This is a genomic window from Desulfoprunum sp. (assembly GCF_053613775.1).
In genome coordinates this window covers 878,903-900,781 of the sequence record NZ_JBSHXH010000004.1, presented here as the reverse complement: position 1 = coordinate 900,781, position 21,879 = coordinate 878,903, and the positions used below count along the sequence as shown (strand labels likewise).

Here is a 21,879-nt window from a genome sequence, read left to right as displayed (position 1 = left end):
TCTCAAGCCTCGCCGACTTGGCGGCAAGTGAATGCCGCGATGCGATCGGCCATTGCCGCTACAGGCCGAGATCCTGGTTGATGAGCACCACCTTGATCCTGCCCCTGGGGTACGATTTTTCGGTGATCGACCAGACATTGCAGATCCGGTCGGGGCTGCGGCAATCGCTGCATCGGGCGGTCCTGATGCAGGGCGTACTCCAGCCGGCATGGCGGATGGCGTTGAGAGGGGCGGCGTAGTCTTTGATCCGCTGCATCGCCGCCTCGACCCCGGGGACGATCTTGTTCCGGCCGACGGTGATGACGACGTGGCGGGGGCCGAAGACGATGGCGGCGACCCGATTGCCGACCATGTCGAGATTGACCAGCTGGCCCGATTCGGTCAGGGCGTTGCTCCCGGTGAAGAACACATCGACCAGCAGGGCCTGGCGCCGCCGCTCGATGATCTCCTGGCGCGGTATACCGGTTTCGAAGGTCCGGATGATCCGGAGCGTATCGTCTTTCCCCAGTTCATCCAGGACCCCGGTGGCCTGCAGGGTCATCGAGTCGCCCCAGGAAACGCTGCGGGCGGCGGTTCCCGGCAGGATTTCGCTCAGGATCAGACGGCCGGCGTCGGCGGTATTTTCCGCCACATAGACCGCGAAATTATTCTTGGCCAACGCCGCCCGGCAGCGTTCGATCCGTTTGCTCCAGTACGTTTGCAGGGGGTCGGTCATAGCGGAGTTCCCAGCGGTGAGGGGTGGTTCATTGCTTTCGGGTGATATCGTCGGTACCGGCGAAGCGTCCTGCCTGATGCGAAGATCGTCCTGTCGATCGGTGGGTGAAACGACAACTGACGTCCGCCGGTCTTTGCTGCAAGATCGCTATCGTGGTCGATGTGGCGGCGCGCAGCGTCTCTGTCTTCCGGTTGGAGACCGGCGTCAGCCAACCGGCGGCGGGAAAAGGCGGATAGCCGGTTCAGTCGCTCCGCTCGGTCAGCATCATCTCGATTTCCTCGATGATCTCCTGTTGGCGCAAAGTGTTCTGGCGCAGCCGGAGGGTACGGGTCAGTTCGTCCAGATGGTCCATCGCCCGCTCCATCTGCTGCATCCGCATACGGTTTTCGACGGCCAGCGACAACAGCACAGCGTGTAGCAGCCCCTGCTGCAGGCAGTGCCACTGCAACTCCCGCAGCAGCAACGGCGGTGGCATGTTGAAACAGAGGGAGGAGGCGGTGTCGATGCCGCCCACCTCCGGCCAGGGGAAGACCACGGTGGGGGCAACGCCGTGCGCGCCGTGATGGATCAAGGTCAGGCGGCTGACCGGCGGGGTCAGGCGCAGCAGGTGATCGGTCAGTTCCTGGCCACGGACGGGGACCTCGTCGATGGTGGCCGGGCCGGGTATGCAGGTCGTCCTGTCGTCGATGGTCATTTTCCCGGCGAGACGGCCGCCGACCACCAGGACCGTGTCGTGCCCCTCCGCCTGGGACGTGAAGGAACGGGCCACCTGGTTGTTGAAACCGCCGCAGAATCCCCGCTCGGAGCCGATCAGCACCATCACGGACTGGCCCGGCAGCCGGTCGGCGATCATCCCGGGATTGACCTGGTGGAACAGGGCCATGCTGCCGGTGACGGTAGCGAGGGCCTCGCCTTGGACCTGCTCGATCCGTTCGGTGCGATGCACCTCCACCTGCGCCATGTTCTTCATCGCACCGACGATACTGCTCAACTCGCCGAGCAGTCCCAGGTGGGCCCGGAGCTCGCTCTGGCGGCTCACGGGAACCTCTTCCACAGCGGTATTTTTTCGCGCCAGCGGTCGCGGGGGCTGTCCAGGGTCAGGTCGCTCGCGTCGACCCGCTGTTCCAGACGGTGCAGGACCCGCTGCAGGTCGTCCGGCGGCACGTCGTCCAGCAGGCGCTCGTTGTAGGCAATCAGCCATGCCAACTGTGCTTCGGAGATGACCGGGCTGAGTCGTTCCTGGGCCAGCAGGGTCCGCAGTATCCTGCCGCGCGTCAGTTTGTCCTCCATGGACTGCTCCAGCCGGGTGCCGAATCGCGTGAATGCTTCCAGTTCGAGGAACTGGAGGTATTCGAGACGGATGCTGCCGACCTCGTTCTTGATCGCCGGATGCTGGGCCTTGCCGCCGATGCGGGAGACCGACCGGGTGATGTCGATGGCAGGCAGCACGCCGGCGGAGAACAGCTTCTGATCCAGGTAGATCTGGCCGTCGGTGATGGAGATGAGGTTGGTGGGTATATAGGAGGAGATCTCCCCCTGCTTGGTCTCGACGATGGGTAGAGCCGTCATCGAGCCGCCGCCAAGCCGCGGCGCCAGCACAGTAGAGCGTTCCAGTAGCCGCGAATGGAGATAGAAGATGTCGCCGGGATAGGCCTCGCGGCCGGGCGGCCGGTGGAGGAGGAGGGAAAGCTCCCGGTATGACTGGGCGTGCTGGCTGAGGTCGTCGTAGACGATCAGGGTGTCCCGGCCGCTTTGCATCCAGGCCTCGGCGATGGCACAGCCGGCGAACGGGGCCAGGTAGCTGCAGCTGGACAGCTCATTGGCCTCGGCCACCACCAGCACCGTATACGGCAGGGCGTCATGGCGTTGCAGGGTGTCGATGACGGTGGCGACGCTGCTGCGGGTCTGACCGATGGCGACGTAGACGCACAACACCGCTTCGCCCCGCTGCCGGAGGATGGCGTCGATCGCCAGCGATGTCTTGCCCAGGCCGCTGTCGCCGATGATCAACTGCCGTTGACCCTTGCCGATGGGAATCATGGTGTCGATGATACGGTTGCCGGTATAAAGGGGACGGCTGACGAAATCCCGGGACATGATGGCCGGCGAAGGGGCCTCGAGCATCCATTTTCTCCGGCTCTCCGGGGTAGGGCGGCCGTCAAGGGCATTGCCGAAGGGGTCGATGATCCGGCCCAGCAGGCTGTCGTCGACGCCGATCTCCAGCCTCCGGCCGCTGCGCCAGGCGCGGATGCCGGAACTGAGCCCGGGCTTCTGGTGCAGCAGGATGGCGCCGATCCGCTGCGGTTCCAGCAGGAACACCAGGGCGGTGCTCCCGTCCTCAAGATGGAGGACCTCGTCCATGGTCGCCGAAGGCAAGCCCTGCACCCAGACAATGCCGTCGCCGATGCTGGCCACAGTCCCCTGTTCGCTGATGCGCAGGCCGAAACGGTAGTTTTCCGGGGGCTGGAAATTGAAGGAATCAGTTGCCACCGGTCATGCTCCTCTCGAAAAACGCCAGTTCATCGCCGAGATTGGCATGCAGTACCCGGTCGCCGAGGGTGAGCCGGACGCCGCTGAGCAGCTGCGGCTCGACCGTTGGCGTGCAGCTGACCTCCATCCCTACGAGCCGGGAAAGGGCCGATTGCAGGTCGTACAGCCGGGCGTCACCGAGTGGCCGGGCGCTGGCGACCAGGCATCGCCCCTGGTGGTTGACCGCTGCGGTCTGCAGAGCTGCGAGTTCCGGTTCCGCCAGCTGCCCCAGGTCGTCGATCAGCATCCGCAGCAGGGCCTGATCGAGTTCGCTGCCGGCCAGGCGTTCCAGCATCAGACGCGTCATCGCCAAGGCGGTTCGGCCGGACAGATCCCTGGCGGCCTGCTTCTCACTGTCCAGTTCCTGCTGCAGCAGGGAATGCAGGCGCAGGCGTTCAGCCTCGGCAAGCTCCCTGGTTCTGGCCAGTGCCGCGTCCCGCTCCTTTGCCAGCTCCTGGTTCAGTTCGTGGTGCCGGCCGGCTTTTTCGGCGTTCCAGTCGTCGAGGTGGCGGCGGTAGGCTTCGATCGTGTCCCTGGCTTCGAGTTCGCGGGTCTCCGCCTCCTGGAGGCCATGGTTGAGCGTCTGCTGCCGCAGGGTAATGGCGTCTCTGATCGGGGCGTAGAGGAAACGCTTGAGCAGCCACAGCAGCACCAGGAAATTGACGATCTCGAGAATGAAGGTCAAGGGATCGATAGTCATGGCCGTATTCTTCAGCGCAGCATGTATTCGAGCAGGGGATTGCGGAACAGGATGATCAGGACAATCACCAGGGTGTAAATGGCCAGGGATTCGATCATTGCCAGCCCGATGAACAGGGTGCGTGTCAAGGATTTCTCGGCCTCCGGTTGTCGCGCCAGGGCATCGAGGGCCTGGCTGACGGCCTTACCCATGGCCTGTGCCGGCAAAGCGGTGCCGAGGGCGATGGTGATGGCGGCAACCACCGTCGAAATGATGCTGAACAGATGCAGGTCGTTCATGGTGCGGATCCTCCCGTGATGATATTCCCGCGGCTCGGCGATCGGCGCAGCGGCAAGATGCGCCGTCGTTCAGGATGGATTACGTTGATCGCTCTTCTGTTTTTCCAGGCTTTCCAGACCGCTGCCGATATAGAGCAGCGCCAGTACGCCGAAGATGTACGCCTGGATCAGTGCCTCGACGACGTGGAGCATCAGCAGCGGCACGGGGACGAGAAAGCCGGCCACCAGCAGCACCAGCAGAGCCGCCATCTCCAGGCTCATGATATTGCCGAACAGCCTTATCGCCAGCGCCAGGGTACGGGTGATCTCGCTGATAAGGTGGAACGGCAGGAGAATGGGGCTGGGGGACAGATAGTGGCGCAGATGGGCTCTGAGGCCCAGGCTGCGGATAGCGAACCAGTGGACGGAGAGAAACACCACCACCGCCAGCGCTGCCGTGACCGAGAGGTCGGCGGTCGGGGAATGAAGGCCGGGGATCAGTCCCGTCAGGTTGGCGGTAAACAGGAATATCCACAGGGTGGCGATGAAAGGGGTGACCTCGACATACGAGTGCGGCACCACATCGCGGACCGCGTTTTCCATCATCGTGTAGACTGTTTCCGCCGCCACCCGCCCGAGACTCGACGGCTTCCCAAGCTGCCGGGCGAGCAGCCAGCTTGCTGCCAGCAGCACCGCCATCATCGCCCAGGTGGTGACGAGGGACTGGCTGAGGGAGAAATGACCGAGGAACAGGGGCGTTTCGTTCATGGTCGGCCTCGCAGATACCAGATGACGTTCCACACCCCCGCCGCGATCCCGAGGACGATGCAGCTGACGGTCCAGCGAGTGGCGTAGCCCGGGATCAGCGAATCCAGCCAGCGGCCGAGGTAGGCGCCACCGACGATCGGCAGAACCAACAGCAACCCCAGGGTTCCACCGTAGAACAGCAGGCCGAAGAAGCCGGCCTGGTGCTCTTCCCCTTTCCGGTGCCGCTCGCTGTCGCGCTGCACCGATTTCCTGAAGTCATCCTGCCGCGTCAAAATGTCCTCCTTGACGGCTTATTTCCCAGATCTTGCGGGCCAAGGCCTGTTCGACCTGGACGTAGCTGCGCCTGGTGGAACGCAGTGTCTGTTCGGCCGCCTGCCAGGCGGCATCCATCTGGCGGAGCAGGAGGTCATGGTTGTCGCCGAGGAGGAACTGGGTGGTGGCCAGCCGCAGCGTGTTGCCGAAAAACTGGACGACGGAGCCGGGCTGGGCGATGAACAGCCAGCGCTGGTCCTCCCGGCAGCGGAACCGTGCCAGACCGGGCACCAGGGCGGTAACGAGCGTCTCGTGGTTGGCCTGGAGGCCGAAGCTGCCGCTCATATCGCGGCCGATGAAGCTAAGGGCGGTGTCGCTGTGCCATTCGTGGCTCATGTCCTGCAGGATGATGGTAAACGGTGTCATCGCGGCATGCTCCCCCGCATGTAGCAGTCCGATTCGCTCAGGATGTCGAAGCGGCCGTCGAGAAACCCCTCGCAATCGGCCAGCAGGTCGTCGAGAGGGACACTGACCCCGGCGATCCCGGTATGGTCGGCGACGACGGCAAACGGTTGGGTCAGGTAGCGCTGCAGCCGGCGGGCGCGTTCGACGACCTTCCGGTCCGCGTTCGACAGTTCCTCGATGCCGAGGATGGTGATGATATCCTCCAGTTCGCGGAAGCGGGCGAGATGTTCCCGCACCGCCATGGCGACGGCGTAATGGCGGTCGCCGAGGATGTGACGGTCCATCATCCGGCTGGCTGACTGGAGGGGGTCGACGGAGGGATAAATGCCTTTCGCCGCCTGCTGGCGCGACAGGATCACCTTGGTGTCGAGATGGTTCATGATCGCCGAGACCGCCGGATCGGACATGTCGTCGGCCGGGACGTAGACCGCCTGTACCGAGGTGATCGAACCGGTCCTGGTCGAGAGAATCCGCTCTTCCAGCGCGGCGACCTCGGTGGCCAGGGTCGGCTGGTAGCCGACGGTGGCCGGCATTCGGCCGAGCAGGCCGGAGATCTCGCTTCCCGCCTGGACAAAACGGAACATGTTGTCCATCAGGAACAGCACCTCGGTCTTCATGGTGTCGCGCAGGTATTCGGCATATGTCAGGGCGGAAAAACCGACATGGAACCGCACTCCCGGCGACTCGTCCATCTGGCCGAAGACCAGCAGGGCGCGGGGTAACACGTCGGAATCCCGCATCTCGTGCCACAGTTCATGGCCCTCGCGCATACGCTCGCCAACACCGGCAAACACCGACACGCCCTGGTACAGGGAACTGACCGCATGCATGAATTCCATCATCAGCACCGTCTTGCCGACACCGGCACCGCCGAACAGCCCGGTCTTGCCGCCGCGGACGAACGGGCAGAGGAGGTCGATGACCTTGATGCCGGTGGCCAGCACCGTGCTCGCCGGCACGGTGTCGCTCAGGGCGGGTGGTTGGGCGAGAATGTTGCGGTACCCCTTGGGGCTAAAGGGTTCGAGCAGGTCGAGTGGCTCGCCGAACATATTGAGCATCCGGCCAAGGCAGTCGGGGGCGACGGGGACATGCAGCGGGGCGCCGGAATCATAGACCGGCATGCCTCGCCATATCCCCGCCGTGCCGTGCAGGGCGATGGCGCTGATACGCTGGGGGTTCAGGTGCTGGTAGACCTCGAGCAGAACGGGGCCGTCGTGATCGGCAACGACCAGGGCCTGGTTGATGGGGGGCAGGTATTGGGTGCTGATGTTGATCACCGGTCCGTGCACGGCGTCGACCACACCGATGGGCATGGTCGGCGCGGCCGCCGGAGTCACACCGGGATCCGCGCCGGTGGCGGTTGGAGTGATCGGGGCCTGATCTGGCATCGGCGTTGGTCCCTCAAGATTTTGTTCCCGACACATGGGGCGGGCACATGTTCGTCCTGTCTGATGAACGTCTCAGTCGACGTTGGTTCGCCGCGCAGTACAGGTAAAATTGTCGGAGAAGCTATTGAGTGTCCGTCCGGAAACAGCTCTTTTTCCCTGACACTTCGTTGCTTTCAGAATTTAATCTTCCGATAAGCGAGATGCGAGACTCGGAGATATCAAGCATATGCCTGCGGTTACATTCGTCGAGCGCCTCGATTCATGGAAAAATATTTCGTTTCTCCGGATGGAGACTATATATGGTTTACGCCAGGTGATGGTAGAATGCAAGGGGGGGCAACGGTGTCAGTATCGGCGGGCGGTGGAAAAGGCCCTGTCCCAGTAGGCCAGCTTCAGGGACGAGACGGTCACCCCCTTGGTCGCCGAGGCATGGACGAACCAGCCGTCATCGAAATAGATGCCGACATGTTTTTTGAACCAACCGGTGCGGAAGAAGACCAGATCTCCCGGGCGGAGGTCGCGACGCGGCACGGTTCGGCCCCGGTTCAACTGGTCCTCGGTCGAGCGGCCGGGATTGAGGCCGAAAAGCTGGCTGTAGGTGAGCTGGATAAACCCTGAACAATCGACGCCTGCCGATGAAATCCCCCCGGCGCGGTAGGGTGTTCCCTGCCATTTCTGGTAATGGGTCCGCAAGGCCTGCTTGACCCGGCCGCTGTCGGCCAGGGCGGCCCCGCCCGCATCGCGGTAGGCCACTTCTTTCTGGCCGCACGAGGCGAGCAGCAGGGTGAGGATGAAGGGGAGAAGGATCCGGATCATGGCCGGTGGCGGTGAAGGTGCAGCGGCAGCCGGCACTCGCCGGCAGCTGCCGACGTGGTCGTTTTCACGGATCAATGATCGTTCCCAGCACCGAGAGGAATTTGCGGATCCATTCGGGATGGGCCGGCCAGGCCGGGGCAGTGACCAGGTTGCCATCGATATGGGCGTTGGAGAAGGTGTCGTTGTTGGCAACCCACGTGCCGCCCGCCACCTCGACATCCGGGCCGCAGGCCGGGTAGGCGGAGCAGGATCGGCCCCGCAGCACCCCGGCGGCCACGAGGATCTGCGGACCATGGCAGATGGCGGCGATCGGTTTGCCGGCGTCATTGAAGGCGCGGGTCAGGTCCAGGACCCTGGGATTGAGACGCAGGTATTCCGGGGCCCGTCCGCCGGGGATGACCAGGGCGTCGTACTGTGTCGCCGCAACCGCATCGAAATCGGCGGTGATCATGAATTTATGGCCCGGTTTTTCGGAATAAGTCTGGTCGCCCTCGAAATCGTGGATCGCGGTCTTCACCGTCTCTCCCGCCTTTTTGCCCGGGCAGACCGTGTCGACTGCGTGCCCGACCATCAGCAGCATCTGCAGTGGTACCATCGCTTCATAATCCTCGACGAAATCGCCGACCAGCATCAGGATGTTCTTCCGGGCCATTTCAACCTCCGTTGATGATGAGATGGGAAAGATTCGATCGCTTATGCTGTTGATCATAGAAGAGCAGTGGGATAAATTCAAGCCGATGTTGCGGCGATCACAGAAAAAACTCCGCACCCGGAAGGACCGGCGCGTTGTTGAAGTTCCTGTCCGGTGTAGCGCGGATGACGTTCGGCGCTGGAAAGGATGTTCGATCTTCTGTTTTTACCACCGGAGTACCAGAGAAGATGGATCTTTTTACCTACGGGACGCTGATGTCCCCCGACATCATGGAAAAAGTGGCGGGTTGCCGGCTGGCCCCGGTCCGGGCTGCCCTGGCCGGATATCGGCGGACGCTGGTGCGGCATGAGGTCTATCCCGGTATTGCCGAGGATGGAGAAAATATGGTGGAAGGTATTCTCTATCTCGATCTGTCCGATGCGGCCACGTGCCGTCTCGATGCCTTCGAGGGCGGGATGTACGATCGGCGGGAGGTGGTGGTCACGCTCGAAGGTGGAGCTGCCAGAACGGTCATGACCTATATCTTCCGTCCCGAATTCCGGCATCTGCTGACCGATGTCCCATGGGACTTCGAACAATTTCTCCTATCCGGCAGGAAGCGGTTCGAGCAAGGCTATTTCGGTTTCGATGAATTGGAGGGATGATCCGGATGTCGTCTTCTCTATCCGGAACCGGGCCTTCAGAACCGATCACTCATATTCTGCCATTTTCCTCTTTCTCTCAAGATGAGAGATCATCCTGAAAAATCTAAAAACAGATTGTTATTGCCTGACAAAGACGATAGCGTTTTCAATATTGTCGGCTGATCGCAATCGGCTACATCCAATCGACGATATATCAAGGCGGGGGGATTGAACAGCGCCGGGTAGTATCGAAGGACTTCGGCACAGGTGGCCGGCTTCCGCGTTTACGCCCTGAACAGTCATTCCGCAGCAAAGGGACAGCAGGAAAGCAAGGCCGTAGGAATCCATAGTTTCTGGAGAGAGCTATGAGCATTGGCGTACGTGCAATACCGGTTCCGTTGTTGATTTGGATCTGCCTTCATTTCTTCAGTTCTATCGCCGCTGCCGACGGGCAATGCCGGGAGCCGGCCGGCCGTCTCGTTTCCGTTCAGGGCCAGGTCCAGGTCCAGAGCAGCGGGCAGCAAACGTGGGTTGCGGTCCGGATTGACGACAGTCTCTGTCCCGGCGACGGCCTGCGGGTCGGCGACGGCGGGCGGGCGGCGGTGGCGGGCGGGCGGCGGTGGCCCTGGCCAATGAATCCATCCTCCGGATCGACCAGAACGGCACGCTCTCCATCGGTTCAACAACCACCGGAAAATCCAGCCTGCTCAAGCTCATGCAGGGAGTTCTGCATATCTTCAGCCACCGTCCGAACGCGCTGAAAATCGAAACGCCCTATGTAAGCGGGGCGGTTGAAGGCACGGAGTTTCTCGTGCGGGCCGAACCGGAGAAGACGGTCATCATCGTCTTCGAAGGCAAGGTGAGTGCCGTCAACGGCCAGGGGCGGCTGGAGGTGGCCAGCGGTCAGGCGATAGTGGCCGAGAGGGGGATGGCGCCGCAGTATATCACCGTCGTCCGGCCCCGGGATGCCGTGCACTGGACATTGTCCTTGATCCCGCCCAACCCCTTGCCCGTCTCGGACTGGGACTGGCGCTGATCCGGGAGGGTGAGCTGGAGGCAGGGCGGGCGGAAATCGAGATCGCCGCCGCCCTCGATCCCGGCAACGCCCTGATCCGCAGCTACCTCGGCAAGGCCTACTACGAGGAGAAGCGGGACAGCCAGGCCCGGCGGCAGTACGATATCGCCAGAAACCTCGACCCGGACGACCCCACCCCCTGGGTTCTACGACGCCCTGCGCAAGCAGAGCCTCAACCGGGCTGGTGGCGGCCCTGCACGATCTGCAGAGATCGATTGCGCTCAACGACAACCGCGCCGTCTATCGGTCAAGAATGCTGCTTGACAAGGACCTGGCGGTGCGCAGCGTCAGCCTGTCCAGTATCTACAGCGATCTGGGATTTGAAAAGATGGCCCTGGTCGATGGGGCGAAATCAAGCACTAACGACCCTTCCAATTATTCGGCCCATCGCTTTTTATCCGATATCTATGCCTCACAATCCCGCCATGAAATAGCTCGCGTCAGCGAACTGTTGCAATCTCAACTGCTGCAGCCTCTCAACGGCAATCCTCTTCATCCCCAGGCGGCTCAGAACGACCTGAATATCTTCCGTGACGCCGGTTTGTCCGGGCCCACATTCAACGAATACACACCGCTGTTCAATCGTAACCAGATGACCCTGTCGGCATCGGGACTGGCTGGAGGAAGGGATACCTGGGGTGATGAGGTTGTGGTGTCCGGCTTGTGGAATAAAGTGTCCGGCAGTGTCGGAGGAATGCACTACGAGACCGATGAGATGTACGGTGAATGCCACCTACGTCGATCAGGCAGGGGAGTTCGATCCCAATCCGCTGAGCTATCAGTCGGTAAATGGAGGGGATAATTTTTGGGTTGTTGACGCATCGCTTCGATACCGGCTGCCGAGGCGGTATGGAATGCTCGGTCTGGAAGTAAGAAATCTGTTTGATGAGGCATTTCAATTTCAGACCCTGGATCCCAGCAGTCCTGAATACGTTCCTCAACGATGGGTTCTTGTCAAGCTAACGATATCGTTTTAATTTTTGTCTTTTGGCAAGGAGGGAGGTTAATTTTTCCGTTGTTTCAACATTAACCAAATGTAAGGAGGCACTTCATGGAAAAACAATGGGAACAGTTGTCCGGCATCGGCCCGGCTGTATCGATGTCGTATCCTACCTGCTTGAACTTGTGCAGATTATTTGCTACAATCTGCTGCCGGGAGGTCAGCATTGAGGAACCGGGAACCCCACCGTTCGACCTGACTCCATTGCCCATCCGTGTTGCCTGCCCGGACGATCTGCAACCATCGGCAGAATCGTTATCCTGGCAGGGTGTCAACCGGCGACCGTCCTGTGTCGATCGGGATATTCCTGCCTGAATATTCGGATCGTCGATTCTTGCAACGGGGAAGATGAACACCTTGCCGCAGCCTATGGAAAATGGACGGAACATTAATGGATTACGGTCTATTCGGAACCGGATCCTGATTTTTTCGATCCTGGTGACGCTGGTTCCCTCGATCGGCATGGGCTGGTTCTGGTATGACATGACCCACCGTGCCACCACCGAGAAGATCGAACAGAAATTCGTCGACTTGGCCGCAATCGTTGAGCGCGAGATCAGCCTCTGGCTGAAGGAGTGCCGGTACGATCTGCGGGTGTTCGCCAATTCCTTTATCGTCCTCGACAATCTGCAGGCATATTATGTTGACAGCGGCAAGACCGATCCCGCAGGCGAGAAGCGGGAAGATCCGCATCTGCAAAATATCGTAACGTACCTGACCTTGATTAAGGGACAGTTTCCGGCCTATCGTCGTCTTGTCGTGCTGGATCGGGATGGGAGGATGCTGGCGGCCTCGGATTCTCAGGATTCGGATCGCTCGATAGTGCTGCCGGATGACTGGCAGGGTCAGGTTGACCGGTCGCACTACGTATCTGGCGAGGTGGTGTTTGCCGGCGATGATGCCATCCCCCTGCTGCCTGTCGGTATCCCGCTGTACGCGCCGGATAAATCCGTCCATCTTGGGTTTCTGGTGGTCGAAGTGGAACTGGGAAACCTGCAGCCGTTGTTGCGTGCCGCAGTACCGCTGACGAGCGGGGTGCAGGGGATTGTCGCGCTGCTGACCATGGATGGACGGACGGTCCAGGCCGCCGCTTCGCCCGAGGGAGGGGCGGGCCAATCGATCACCCTGTCGCAGGTTGCAAAGCTGGCTGAGACTCCCCGCCGGCTCGGCAGGATCGTCAATGGCGACCAGGTGCGGCTGGTCGGCCTGGTAAGCCGCTTCAGCGAGCTTCCCTGGCAGCTTGTAATCGCCGAGAATGCCGATGATGTATTCGCCGGCCTGTTGCAGGCGCGAAACCGGATCATCCTCATCACCGTGCTGCTGACCATTGCCATCGGCGGCACGGCCATGATCATGGCCGGCCAGATCATTATCCCGCTCGAGTCCCTGACCGACGGTGTGCTTCGGGTAGCCGACGGCGACCTCGATGTTGCCGTGCCGGTACACCGAAAAGACGAGTTGGGCCTTGTCAGCGGCATGTTCAATGAAATGGTGGGCAGACTGAAGGACAATCAGGCCAAGCTCGAGCAGCTGGCAACGACCGACCCGCTGACCGGACTGGCCAATCGCAAGCAGATCATGGCCGATCTCGCCTTCCATCGCGAATACCACCGTCGTTATGGTACCGATTTCTCCATATTGATGATGGACATCGATTACTTCAAACAGGTCAACGACAGTTATGGCCATCTTGCCGGCGACGCCGTCCTGGTCCAGCTGGCCCAGATTTTCCGGGACACCCTGCGGATTCTGGATTGCGCCGGCCGATACGGGGGCGAGGAGTTCCTTGTCATCCTGGGAAAGACGGAAAGCCATCAGGCCGTGCAGGTTGCCGAGCGCCTGCGGCTGAGTGTCGCCCAGCATGTCTTTGTCCATGAAAACCTGTCGCTGCGGGCGACAATCAGTGTCGGGGTGACAGGCATGCGGGCGGAAGACGGCAGCACCGATCTGATCGATCGTGCCGACAAGGCGCTGTACGAGGCCAAGACCGGCGGGCGCAATCGGGTGGTACTGGGGTGAGAGGGATCGCTCCGGGGTGGAGAAACGTAAGGGTGAGAATGGGAGTTCAGGGATGTACCTTTTCCTCCCCGGAAGAGGGCACCGCCAGCAGAGGATAATAGATCCAGCCGGTTTTCTCTGAAGCGGTCGTCACCTTGACCCAGTTGCCCCGGAACCCATGGGCGGTGATCGTCGATTCGGCGGCAAGGGTTTCCATGATCGCACTGTATATGCTCGGACGTGAACGGACATTGCTTTTTTTTACCGTCCGCAGCTGCAGCGGTTCCAGAAACTCGGCATAGGCGCTGGCCTTCGCCTTCCGGACCGGGGCTGACTGGAACTGGATCTCGTCAATCAGTGCCAGCGCCTGATAGGCGAGCGCGCAGGCCCCGTCGTATCGTTCCTGGTCCAGAGCGGCCCGGCTCTGTTCGAGCAGCTCCTCCACCCTGGAAAATTTCTTTTTCCCCTCGTCGGTCAGGGAGGCCTTGCTGGTGGCGTTGGCCTCTATTTCCACCTCGGCCAGGCAGGTTGCGGCCTCTGCCCGCGATCCTGCCGTCATGACCCTGGTGCGGGGGAATTCGACCTCGTCCCGGATTTTTTTCCGGACGACCCAGGCCTTATCGATTTCAACCTGTTTTTCCACCATTTCCAGCTGCAGCCGGGCGGCCGTCTGCTTCTGTTCGGCCAGTTCGTCCGTCAATTTCCGGTTTTGCTCCTGCAGCTCCTGGTTGTGGGTCGTCATTGCGGCGAGCTGCCGTTTCATATCCCGGGTTGCGGTACAGCCGAACAGCAGCAAGGAAAGCAGGATGAGAATCGATATCCGTGAGACCATGGTATTTCGGGTTGGAAGATACGAAGATAGAAAAAATGCTGAGCGCTCTCCTACACGTTTCCAGCCGGCAGGTCGACACCGGGTTCGATGATGAGGCGGTCGAGTCACTCCCCGGTACTGGCATAACCTTTTTCCAATTGGTAACATAAGGGTGGAGAAGAAACCATATCTTTGCATTGAATCCCATCAAAGTGGGTCCCGTGAAGGCGATTTCTCAATGACAGTATCGGAGGATGTGATGGATCTGCAATTTTCCGTGGATGCGGAGAAATGCATCGGCTGTGGCGAGTGCGCCGCCGACTGCCCCTACGGCATCATCGAAATGCAGGATGAGCGACCGTCGATGGTCGAAGACCGGCAGCAGCGGTGCATCGGTTGTCAGCATTGCCTGGCGGTCTGCAGCACAGGGGCCTTGAGCATCCGTGGCCTCGACCCCGGCCGATCCATCCCCCTGGCGGGAAATCTGCCGGAGGCGCAACGGCTCGCCGCGCTGATGCAGGGGCGTCGTTCGGTCCGTCGCTACACCGGGGAGCCGGTATCCGGCAAAGAGATAGCTTTTCTGCTCGACACCGTCGCTCATGCCCCGACCGGGGTCAACAACCGGCAGGTCCTGTTCACCGTGATCGATGATCCTCGGGTCATGGAAGATCTGCGCCGAACCACCTACAGCACCCTCGAGACTATGATCAGGACAGGAAAAATACCCCCGGGGATGGATTTTTTTGCCGCGATGATCACCGACGCCGTCAAAAACGGCAAGGACAGCATCTTTCGCGGCGCGCCGCACCTGCTGATCGTGTCGGCTCCTGCCGACTGTCCGTCAGCGGGAGTCGATTGCCATATCGCCCTCAGCTATTTCGAATTGCTGGCGGCGGCCATGGGGCTGGGCACCCTGTGGTCGGGGCTGGCGCAATGGGCCCTGACCAGAGTCGTGCCGGAACTCCTGGGCCGGCTCGGGGTGCCGGAATCGCACGAGGTCGGCTACATGATGGTCTTCGGCAGGCCGGCGGTCACGTACTACAGGACCGTCCAGCGCGACAATCTCCATGTCAATCGGGTGGGTTCCCTCACCCCGGTGTGACCATCGCTGCGGAGAAAAGGAGGCCGCCGGTGGTCGGCAGGTGATTGGCGGCTCTTGCCATCCCCGGGTTTGAGTCTATAGTTTCGATGAATCGACGGTGGATGCGTCATCCGCCGTGATCGTCAACTGCGATGAGAAGGAGTCCGCACCATATGTCCATTCGACACCTTGCCCTTGATCTGTACCGGGCGCAGCAGAAGGTAGATAAGCTGGAGAAGGCCCTGGCGGCGGCGCTGCCTCGAGAGCCTGCCCCCCTGGAGGAGGAGTTGCGCGTGGCGAGGGCGGAACTGCGGATGCTGCGGAAGATGCTCGATGGCGAAAAGGAGTCGGGCCTGTCCCGTGGCCGCTCATTGTTCTCGGTGAAAAAGTGATGGTGGCGGCGGTTGTCGTCGGCGCCCATGGTCGACCCGTCGAGGACCACGGTGCCGCAGCAGGCGGAGAGATTGCCGCAGCCGCCCCTCGCCCATTGAAAATGGAGGAAGCACATGCCGTTTACCCTGCCGCTGGGGAGCAGTCCCCCTGATTTCAGCCTTCTCGCCACCGACGGCACCACCTGTTCGCTCGCGAGCTTCGCCGACGCCAGGGTGCTGGTGGTCTTTTTCACCTGCAACCACTGCCCCTATGTCCTCGGCTCCGACGAAACCACCCGCGAGACCGCGGAAAAATTCGCCGCCCGCGGGGTCGGATTTGTCGCCATCAACTCGAACAGCAAAAATACCTATATCGAGGACGATTTCGCTCACATGGTGGCACGGATGGCGGAGCAGAGGTTTCCCTGGAAATACCTGTACGACGAGACCCAGGCGGTCGCCCTGGCCTACGGCGCCCTGCGCACCCCGCACTTCTTCGTCTTCGATGACGGACGGAAACTGGTCTACTCCGGCCGGGGCGTCGACAATCCCCGCGATGTCGGCCGGATGACCGTCAACGACCTTGATCGGGTCCTCGAGGAGGTGACTTCCGGTCGGCCGGTCTCCATCTCCCTGACCAACCCGATCGGCTGCAATATCAAGTGGGAAGGCAAGGACAGGCATTGGATGCCGCCTGATGCCTGCGATCTGGTCTGACCCCGCGCCCGGCCATCGACAGATTATCGCAGGAGGAGGAAATGGGACGGATACTCGTCGTGCTGGGGGTGGTTCTGGTGGTGATCGGCCTGGCCTGGCCGTGGCTGCAGAAACTGCCCTTCGGCCGCCTGCCGGGGGATATCCTCATCAAACGGGAGGGGTTTCAGTTCTTCTTCCCGCTGACGACCTGCATCCTGATCAGCATCGTCATTACCCTGATCTTGTGGCTGTTCAGAAAATAACGGCGGAGAGGGCGAGATGCCTGTCGGACGGCGGGTTCCGGCGGATCCGGCTTGTCAGCGGATCTCGTCGCTGTCGACGTAGGCGTAGGCGCTGTGCTTGTGGATCGATTCGAAGCTTTCGACGCCGGCGGCGAACCAGGTGATATCGGGATGGGCAAGGGCCGCCAGGGCCACCTTGCGTACCACGTCCTCGACGAACATCGGGTTGTGGAAGGCCTTCTCGGTGACAAATTTCTCATCCGGCCGCTTGAGCAGGGCATACAGCTCGCAGGAGGCCGATTGCTCGACCATGACGATCAGGTCCTCGATCCAGATGAAGTTGTCGAACTTGACCCGCATGTCGACCTCCGCCCGCTGGTTGTGAGCCCCGTCGGCACTGATCTCCTTCGAGCAGGGGCAGAGCGTCGTCACCGGCACCCGGACGCTGAGGATGAAGTCCTCGTCGTCGCCGATCCCGCCGGAGAAGGTGCATTCGTATTCCATCAGGCTGCGGGTCCTGGTGACCGGCGCCTTTTTCTCGATGAAGAAGGGAAAACTCATCTCCAGGCGGGCACTTCTGGCCTGCAGCCGTTCCTGGACATCGGCGAGGATCTTGGAGAACGAAGTGACGCTGATTTTTCCGAGGGAACCGTTCAGGGCAGAGGTGAAGGCATCGACGCAGCTGCTGGGGGGATTGGCCGTCGGCATGCTCGCCTGGATGCTGATCGTGGCGATGGTGGCCTGCAGTCCGCCTCCTTTTTCGAGGACCTTGACCGGGGTCTGGATGTCTTTGATACCGACCGAGTGAATAAGCATGAGAGCACGTATTGATAATGGCGCCTGCGCACCAGGCGTTTGCGGCAGTCCATGTCGTCGAGGGCCCCGTCGTCCATGAGCCGCATCGTCGGTGACGACACCCCTGTAGATACACTTTTTGCCGATCGCCGACAAGGGGCTTTTCCGAATGGTTGGACTCCTGTATTTTTCCATGCGCTTCCAGTTGAATCAGTGTAGTCTACCTCTCTTCCTCCACAGACAACAATTGGTGCCAAGGTGCCTCGATGGAATCCGCCCTCTCCGCTGTCCGGTTAGACAAATGGCTCTGGGCCGCCCGGTTTTTCAAGACCCGGTCGATGGCCACCCACGCCGTCAACGGCGGCAAGGTCCGTTACAACGATGCCCGGACCAGGGCGGCGAAAAACGTCGCCGTCGGCGACGAGCTGATCATCAACACCGGTCACGAGGAATTCCGGGTCACGGTGCTGGCCGTTTCCGGGACCCGGAGGCCGGCCAGTGAGGCGAGGCTCCTGTACGAGGAGAGAGAGGAGAGTGTCCGCAGGAGGGAAGAGGAGCGGGAGATGCGACGGCTCCTCCATGCCGGCGGCATGACCCCGCCAAGGCGGCCGGACAAGCGCGACCGCCGCAAGATCAAATCATTCATACGAAAGGATTGAAAACAGATGCGCAGGATAGAGAGAGCCTTGATCAGCCTGACCGACAAGTCGGGGATCGAACACTTCGCGGCGGAACTGGCCCGACTGGGGATCGAGATACTTTCCACCGGCGGGACGGCCCATAAGATCCGGTCGGCCGGCATCACGGTGACCGATGTGGCGGAGTTCACCGGTTTCCCGGAGATGCTCGACGGCCGGGTCAAGACCCTCCACCCCAAGGTCCATGGCGGCATCCTCAACCAGCGGGCCAACGCCGCGCACCAGCGGCAGTGTGCCGAACACGGCCTGAAGAATATCGACCTCGTCGCCGTCAATCTCTACGCCTTCGAGAAGACCGTCGCCGATCCCCGATGCAGCCTTGCCGATGCCATCGAGAATATCGATATCGGCGGCCCGACCCTGCTGAGGGCCTCGGCCAAGAATTTTCAGGATGTCACCGTCATCGTCGACCCGGCCGATTACCCCCAGGTGCTGGCCGAGATCACCGCCACCGGCAACACCACCCTGAAGACCCGGTTTCGCCTCGCGGTCAAGGTCTTCGACCTCACCTCGCGCTACGATACCGCCATCTCCAGGTGGCTGAACCGGATCGACGTCGACCGCAACGCCTATTTCGCAGGAGAATGAACGATGCTGAAGATGGCAGTCCTGCTCTCCGGCAGTGGCCGGACCCTGGACAATTTTCACGAACGGAGCCGCAACGGCAGCATGGCCGGTGCGATCCAGGTGGTAGTCTCCAACGTTCCCACCGCCCTCGGTCTGGACAAGGCCGAACGCTACGGCTATCCCGCCTTCCATGCCGATGACAGCGAGACCACGAACCGGATCCTGGCCCGCTATGATGTCGATATCGTCTGCCTGGCCGGGTACCTCAAGCTCTATGCGCCGCCCCCGCAGCTCGCCCGATCGGTGATCAATATCCATCCCTCGCTGATCCCGTCCTTCTGCGGCCCCGGCTACTACGGCCACCATGTGCACCAGGCGGTCAAGGACCGGGGCTGCACGGTCAGCGGCTGCACCGTCCATTTTGCCGACGAACGCTACGACGAGGGGCCGATTATCCTGCAGAAGTGCGTCGCCCTCGACGATCGGGACAGCATCGACGATATCGCCGCCAGGGTCTTTGCCATCGAGTGCGAGGCCTTTCCCGAGGCGATCAACCTGGTCGATGCCAGGGGCGTGGATTATTTCTGGAGGCGGGTGGGAAAGTGAAAGGCGAAACACGTGTCATCATGAACCGCCAGGAGATCGATCTGGCGTTGAAGCGGATCGCCCTGCAGATCCTGGAAAAAAATACCGATCTCGTCGATATGGCGATCGTCGGCATCCATACCTGCGGCGTCTATCTGGCCGAGCGGATCGGCGCCATCCTGCGCCAGCAGACCGGTCGGGATATCCCGGCCGGCAGTCTCGACATCAACCTCTATCGCGACGACTGGAGCCTGATCAACCAGAATCCGGTGGTCCGGACGACCGATATCCGCTTCGATGTCGACAATGCCAACCTGGTACTGGTCGACGATGTCATCTTTTCCGGGCGGACGATCCGGGCGGCGATGGATGCGATCATGGATTTCGGCCGCCCCCATACCGTCCAGCTGGCGGTGCTGGTCGACCGCGGCGGCCGGGAGCTGCCGATCCAGCCCGATTTCACCGGGATGTGCACCACCGTCCTGCCGAACCAGCGGATCCAGGTCCGGCTCGACGAGCATGGCGGCCGGGATGAAGTCGTGATCGAGAGCTGATCCCGGTTATGGAACTCCTGGCCCCGGCGGGCACCATCGAAACCTTCCACGCGGCAATCGAGGCCGGCGCCGATGCCGTCTATGTCGGCGCTCCGGGATTCAATGCCCGAAACCTCGCCCGTGACCTCCGACTGGAAGAGATCGGGGCGATGATCCGCTTCTGCCGCGACCGCGGCAAAAAGCTCTATGTCGCCGCCAACAGCCTTATTCTCGAGCGCGAATTGCCTCTTGTCGTCGAGACGCTGGCTCAGCTCGAGTTCCTCATGCCGGATGCCCTGATCGTCCAGGATCTGGGACTGATCCGGCTGATCCGTCGCTATTTTCCGCAACTGCGCCTCCACGCCTCGACCCTGATGACGGCCCATAATTCGCCGGCAGTCAGTGCCCTGGCCGGTCTCGGCTGTGAACGGGTGGTCCTGGCCCGCGAACTGACGGTCAGGGAGATTGCCGCTATCCGGGCCCGGACCGAGGTCGAGCTCGAGGTCTTCATCCACGGCGCGATGTGCTTCTCCTATTCCGGGCTCTGTCTGTTCTCATCCTTTCTCGGCGGCAAGAGCGGCCTGCGCGGCCGCTGCGTCCAGCCCTGCCGGCGGGCCTATACATCAACCGGGAAAGGCAAAGGCGGGAGCGGGGGGAAAGGCGGGTCCTACCTTTTTTCAATGAATGATCTCTCCGGCCTGGAGGCCGTCCCGGCCCTGCGGGAGATCGGCATCGCCGCGCTGAAGATCGAAGGACGGCTGCGGTCGGCCCACTACGTCCATACCGTGGTCGGGGCCTACCGCATGGTCATCGACGCAGCGCCCCCGGAGCTCGAAACCGTCCTGATCGAGGCGGGGGCGAGGGTGCGGCGGGCGATGAGCCGCAAGGTCACCCCCGGCTATTTTTTCTCGCCCCAGCCGCAGGAGGCCATCACCCCCCATCATTCCGGCAATATCGGCCTGCATCTGGGGCGGGCGGAAAAGATCAAGGCGATTGGAGAAGGACGGTACTGCACGGTGACCTTGAAAGAGGATCTGGCGGTGGGCGACCGGCTCCGGCTCCATCTCGAACCTTCAGGGGAAAGGCTGGCCTTTACCGTTAAGGAGCTGTACCTCGACCGCCTGGCGGTCGAGGCGGCCGAGGCGGCCACGACGGTCCGCGTTGCCCTGCCGGCGGCCTGCACTCCTCAGCAGGGGCAGCATCTCGATCTCTACAAGGTCGATACGGCCGGGGGCGGAGCGGCGGCGATGCCAAGACTGGCCGTCGCCGAGGTGAAGACCGCTCTTGCCGGCTATCGGCCGAAGGTGGTCCGCAGGATAGGGGATATCGCGCGGCGGGTCTGGGACTATGATGAGTCCAAAACCGATGATCGGCGCGGCAGGGGCGAGCGACGGACGCCGGGCGCTCCGGTTCCGGCGCGCCGCGGCAAGGGCGGACCGGCCGGCAGGACCGCGCTCGAATGGTGGCTGCAGACCGATTCGTTCAAGGTATTGCAGACCAGGCTGCCGTTTGCACCGGATCGGTTCCTGCTGTCCTTCGACAAGGGGCTGGTCAGCCAGGCGGGTCAGATCCGGCGACTGCTGGGCAACCGCGCCCGGGATGTGATCTGGGGACTGCCCCCGGTGATCCAGGAACTGGATCTGACGAGGGTCCATAAACAGATCGGCAACCTGCTGCGATCCGGCTTCAAATCGTTCCAGATCAGTCATATCGGCCAGATCGACTTCTTCGCCGGCGAGCGGGTGCATCTGCATGGCGACTATACCCTCAACCTGCTGAACAGCCAGGCGGTTGCCGCGATGGCGGCGATGGGACTGGAATCGGTGCAGCTGTGTATCGAGACCGATCGGCAGAGCCTTACCGAACTGATCCAGGGATGCAGGAAGATGACGGGGGGGGCAGGCAGGGAAGGGGAGCGACGCGGCCCGCGGCTGGGGTTGACGGTCTACGGCTCGCCGCCGTTGTTCACCGCCCGCCTTGCCGCCCCCCATTTCACTTACGACCGGCCCCTGCTCAGCCCGAAAGGCGAATCCCTGGTCATCCGGAAGAAGGAGGGGTACACCGAGACCCATTCGCCCCGTCCGTTTTCGCTGCTGCCCTATCTGGCGGAACTCAAGGCCCTGGGGCTCGACCATGCCATCGTCGATATCCGCGGCGAGCAGGCGGACAGCCGGCTGCTCAAGGAGCTGCAGGAACGGCTGACCGGAACCGGCCGTCACACCAGACTGCCGACCTTCAACTATCTCGGCCGGCTCGAGTAGG

Annotated in this window: 26 protein-coding genes and 1 pseudogene; 14 read left to right on the top strand and 13 right to left on the bottom strand. The window is 61.8% G+C overall.

The window, feature by feature from the left end:
- Window positions 1-58: 58 nt before the first annotated feature.
- On the bottom strand, window positions 59-715 hold the full coding sequence (locus tag ACWGKN_RS08105; protein WP_424252634.1) for a lactate utilization protein: 657 nt from the start codon (window positions 713-715) through the stop codon (window positions 59-61).
- Between the two features lie 104 nt (window positions 716-819).
- On the opposite strand from ACWGKN_RS08105, the gene ACWGKN_RS08100 reads away from it, so the two are divergent.
- The gene (locus ACWGKN_RS08100) at window positions 820-951 is read left to right on the top strand and encodes a hypothetical protein (RefSeq protein WP_424252633.1); all 132 of its coding nucleotides are present in this window, start codon (window positions 820-822) and stop codon (window positions 949-951) included.
- 5 nt (window positions 952-956) lie between these two features.
- On the opposite strand, the gene ACWGKN_RS08095 is transcribed toward ACWGKN_RS08100, so the two are convergent.
- From ACWGKN_RS08095 to ACWGKN_RS08050, 10 genes are all read right to left on the bottom strand, one after another.
- Window positions 957-1,754: a F0F1 ATP synthase subunit gamma gene (locus ACWGKN_RS08095; protein ID WP_035228952.1), complete on the bottom strand. Its 798-nt coding sequence runs from the start codon at window positions 1,752-1,754 to the stop codon at window positions 957-959.
- A complete protein-coding gene (locus tag ACWGKN_RS08090) occupies window positions 1,751-3,205 on the bottom strand; it encodes a F0F1 ATP synthase subunit alpha (RefSeq protein ID WP_035228953.1) in 1,455 nt (484 codons plus the stop codon). The genes ACWGKN_RS08095 and ACWGKN_RS08090 overlap by 4 nt, the downstream gene beginning before the upstream one ends.
- Entirely contained in the window at window positions 3,195-3,944 is a 750-nt protein-coding gene (locus ACWGKN_RS08085; protein ID WP_052159886.1) for a F0F1 ATP synthase subunit delta, read from the bottom strand. The genes ACWGKN_RS08090 and ACWGKN_RS08085 overlap by 11 nt, the downstream gene beginning before the upstream one ends.
- 11 nt (window positions 3,945-3,955) lie before the next feature.
- Window positions 3,956-4,222: an ATP synthase F0 subunit C gene (gene atpE, locus ACWGKN_RS08080; protein WP_035228956.1), complete on the bottom strand. Its 267-nt coding sequence runs from the start codon at window positions 4,220-4,222 to the stop codon at window positions 3,956-3,958.
- Between the two features lie 69 nt (window positions 4,223-4,291).
- Window positions 4,292-4,969 (bottom strand): F0F1 ATP synthase subunit A, encoded by a 678-nt coding sequence (locus ACWGKN_RS08075; protein WP_035228957.1) that lies wholly within the window; start codon window positions 4,967-4,969, stop codon window positions 4,292-4,294.
- Window positions 4,966-5,241, bottom strand: coding sequence for an AtpZ/AtpI family protein (locus ACWGKN_RS08070; protein WP_035228962.1), 276 nt, complete (start codon window positions 5,239-5,241; stop codon window positions 4,966-4,968). The genes ACWGKN_RS08075 and ACWGKN_RS08070 overlap by 4 nt, the downstream gene beginning before the upstream one ends.
- Window positions 5,225-5,647: a F0F1 ATP synthase subunit epsilon gene (locus ACWGKN_RS08065; RefSeq protein WP_035228964.1), complete on the bottom strand. Its 423-nt coding sequence runs from the start codon at window positions 5,645-5,647 to the stop codon at window positions 5,225-5,227. Before ACWGKN_RS08065 ends, ACWGKN_RS08070 begins: the two co-directional genes overlap by 17 nt.
- A complete protein-coding gene (gene atpD, locus ACWGKN_RS08060; protein ID WP_035228981.1) occupies window positions 5,644-6,999 on the bottom strand; it encodes a F0F1 ATP synthase subunit beta in 1,356 nt (451 codons plus the stop codon). The genes ACWGKN_RS08065 and atpD overlap by 4 nt, the downstream gene beginning before the upstream one ends.
- Window positions 7,000-7,419: 420 nt before the next feature.
- Window positions 7,420-7,965 (bottom strand): C40 family peptidase, encoded by a 546-nt coding sequence (locus ACWGKN_RS08055; RefSeq protein ID WP_424252632.1) that lies wholly within the window; start codon window positions 7,963-7,965, stop codon window positions 7,420-7,422.
- Entirely contained in the window at window positions 7,955-8,542 is a 588-nt protein-coding gene (locus tag ACWGKN_RS08050; RefSeq protein ID WP_035228968.1) for a DJ-1/PfpI family protein, read from the bottom strand. The genes ACWGKN_RS08055 and ACWGKN_RS08050 overlap by 11 nt, the downstream gene beginning before the upstream one ends.
- A gap of 227 nt (window positions 8,543-8,769) precedes the next feature.
- Here ACWGKN_RS08050 and ACWGKN_RS08045 point away from each other — a divergent pair, with 227 nt between their 5' ends.
- From ACWGKN_RS08045 to ACWGKN_RS08030, 4 genes are all read left to right on the top strand, one after another.
- Entirely contained in the window at window positions 8,770-9,186 is a 417-nt protein-coding gene (locus ACWGKN_RS08045) for a gamma-glutamylcyclotransferase family protein (protein ID WP_035228970.1), read from the top strand.
- Between the two features lie 535 nt (window positions 9,187-9,721).
- Window positions 9,722-10,201: a FecR domain-containing protein gene (locus ACWGKN_RS08040; RefSeq protein ID WP_452095320.1), complete on the top strand. Its 480-nt coding sequence runs from the start codon at window positions 9,722-9,724 to the stop codon at window positions 10,199-10,201.
- Between the two features lie 223 nt (window positions 10,202-10,424).
- Window positions 10,425-11,042: a hypothetical protein gene (locus tag ACWGKN_RS08035; RefSeq protein ID WP_035227400.1), complete on the top strand. Its 618-nt coding sequence runs from the start codon at window positions 10,425-10,427 to the stop codon at window positions 11,040-11,042.
- A 636-nt stretch (window positions 11,043-11,678) separates the two neighbouring features.
- Complete coding sequence (locus tag ACWGKN_RS08030) at window positions 11,679-13,259, top strand: sensor domain-containing diguanylate cyclase (protein WP_424254662.1); 1,581 nt, start codon at window positions 11,679-11,681, stop codon at window positions 13,257-13,259.
- 46 nt (window positions 13,260-13,305) lie between these two features.
- On the opposite strand, the gene ACWGKN_RS08025 is transcribed toward ACWGKN_RS08030, so the two are convergent.
- A complete protein-coding gene (locus ACWGKN_RS08025) occupies window positions 13,306-14,070 on the bottom strand; it encodes an SH3 domain-containing protein (protein ID WP_035227397.1) in 765 nt (254 codons plus the stop codon).
- A 238-nt stretch (window positions 14,071-14,308) separates the two neighbouring features.
- Here ACWGKN_RS08025 and ACWGKN_RS08020 point away from each other — a divergent pair, with 238 nt between their 5' ends.
- The 4 genes from ACWGKN_RS08020 (at window position 14,309) to ACWGKN_RS08005 (ending at window position 16,460) form a co-directional block, all read left to right on the top strand.
- Entirely contained in the window at window positions 14,309-15,151 is an 843-nt protein-coding gene (locus ACWGKN_RS08020) for a nitroreductase family protein (protein WP_035227417.1), read from the top strand.
- A gap of 152 nt (window positions 15,152-15,303) precedes the next feature.
- Window positions 15,304-15,522, top strand: coding sequence for a hypothetical protein (locus ACWGKN_RS08015; RefSeq protein WP_035227394.1), 219 nt, complete (start codon window positions 15,304-15,306; stop codon window positions 15,520-15,522).
- 114 nt (window positions 15,523-15,636) lie between these two features.
- Complete coding sequence (locus ACWGKN_RS08010) at window positions 15,637-16,218, top strand: thioredoxin family protein (protein ID WP_035227392.1); 582 nt, start codon at window positions 15,637-15,639, stop codon at window positions 16,216-16,218.
- 41 nt (window positions 16,219-16,259) lie between these two features.
- Window positions 16,260-16,460, top strand: coding sequence for a DUF2905 domain-containing protein (locus tag ACWGKN_RS08005; RefSeq protein WP_035227390.1), 201 nt, complete (start codon window positions 16,260-16,262; stop codon window positions 16,458-16,460).
- Window positions 16,461-16,514: 54 nt separating this feature from the next.
- Here ACWGKN_RS08005 and folE2 read toward each other — a convergent pair whose 3' ends face one another.
- Window positions 16,515-17,255, bottom strand: coding sequence for a GTP cyclohydrolase FolE2 (gene folE2 / locus ACWGKN_RS08000; RefSeq protein ID WP_052159730.1), 741 nt, complete (start codon window positions 17,253-17,255; stop codon window positions 16,515-16,517).
- Between the two features lie 245 nt (window positions 17,256-17,500).
- On the opposite strand from folE2, the gene ACWGKN_RS07995 reads away from it, so the two are divergent.
- From ACWGKN_RS07995 to ACWGKN_RS07975, 5 genes and pseudogenes are all read left to right on the top strand, one after another.
- On the top strand, window positions 17,501-17,893 hold the full coding sequence (locus ACWGKN_RS07995; RefSeq protein WP_035227388.1) for an RNA-binding S4 domain-containing protein: 393 nt from the start codon (window positions 17,501-17,503) through the stop codon (window positions 17,891-17,893).
- A 6-nt stretch (window positions 17,894-17,899) separates the two neighbouring features.
- Window positions 17,900-18,475 (top strand): annotated as a pseudogene (locus ACWGKN_RS07990) (IMP cyclohydrolase); the annotation flags it as partial.
- Between the two features lie 48 nt (window positions 18,476-18,523).
- The gene (gene purN, locus ACWGKN_RS07985; RefSeq protein ID WP_035227384.1) at window positions 18,524-19,105 is read left to right on the top strand and encodes a phosphoribosylglycinamide formyltransferase; all 582 of its coding nucleotides are present in this window, start codon (window positions 18,524-18,526) and stop codon (window positions 19,103-19,105) included.
- Window positions 19,102-19,638, top strand: coding sequence for a bifunctional pyr operon transcriptional regulator/uracil phosphoribosyltransferase PyrR (gene pyrR, locus ACWGKN_RS07980; RefSeq protein ID WP_424254657.1), 537 nt, complete (start codon window positions 19,102-19,104; stop codon window positions 19,636-19,638). The genes purN and pyrR overlap by 4 nt, the downstream gene beginning before the upstream one ends.
- Window positions 19,639-19,646: 8 nt before the next feature.
- On the top strand, window positions 19,647-21,878 hold the full coding sequence (locus tag ACWGKN_RS07975; protein WP_052159729.1) for a peptidase U32 family protein: 2,232 nt from the start codon (window positions 19,647-19,649) through the stop codon (window positions 21,876-21,878).
- Window position 21,879: the final 1 nt, after the last annotated feature.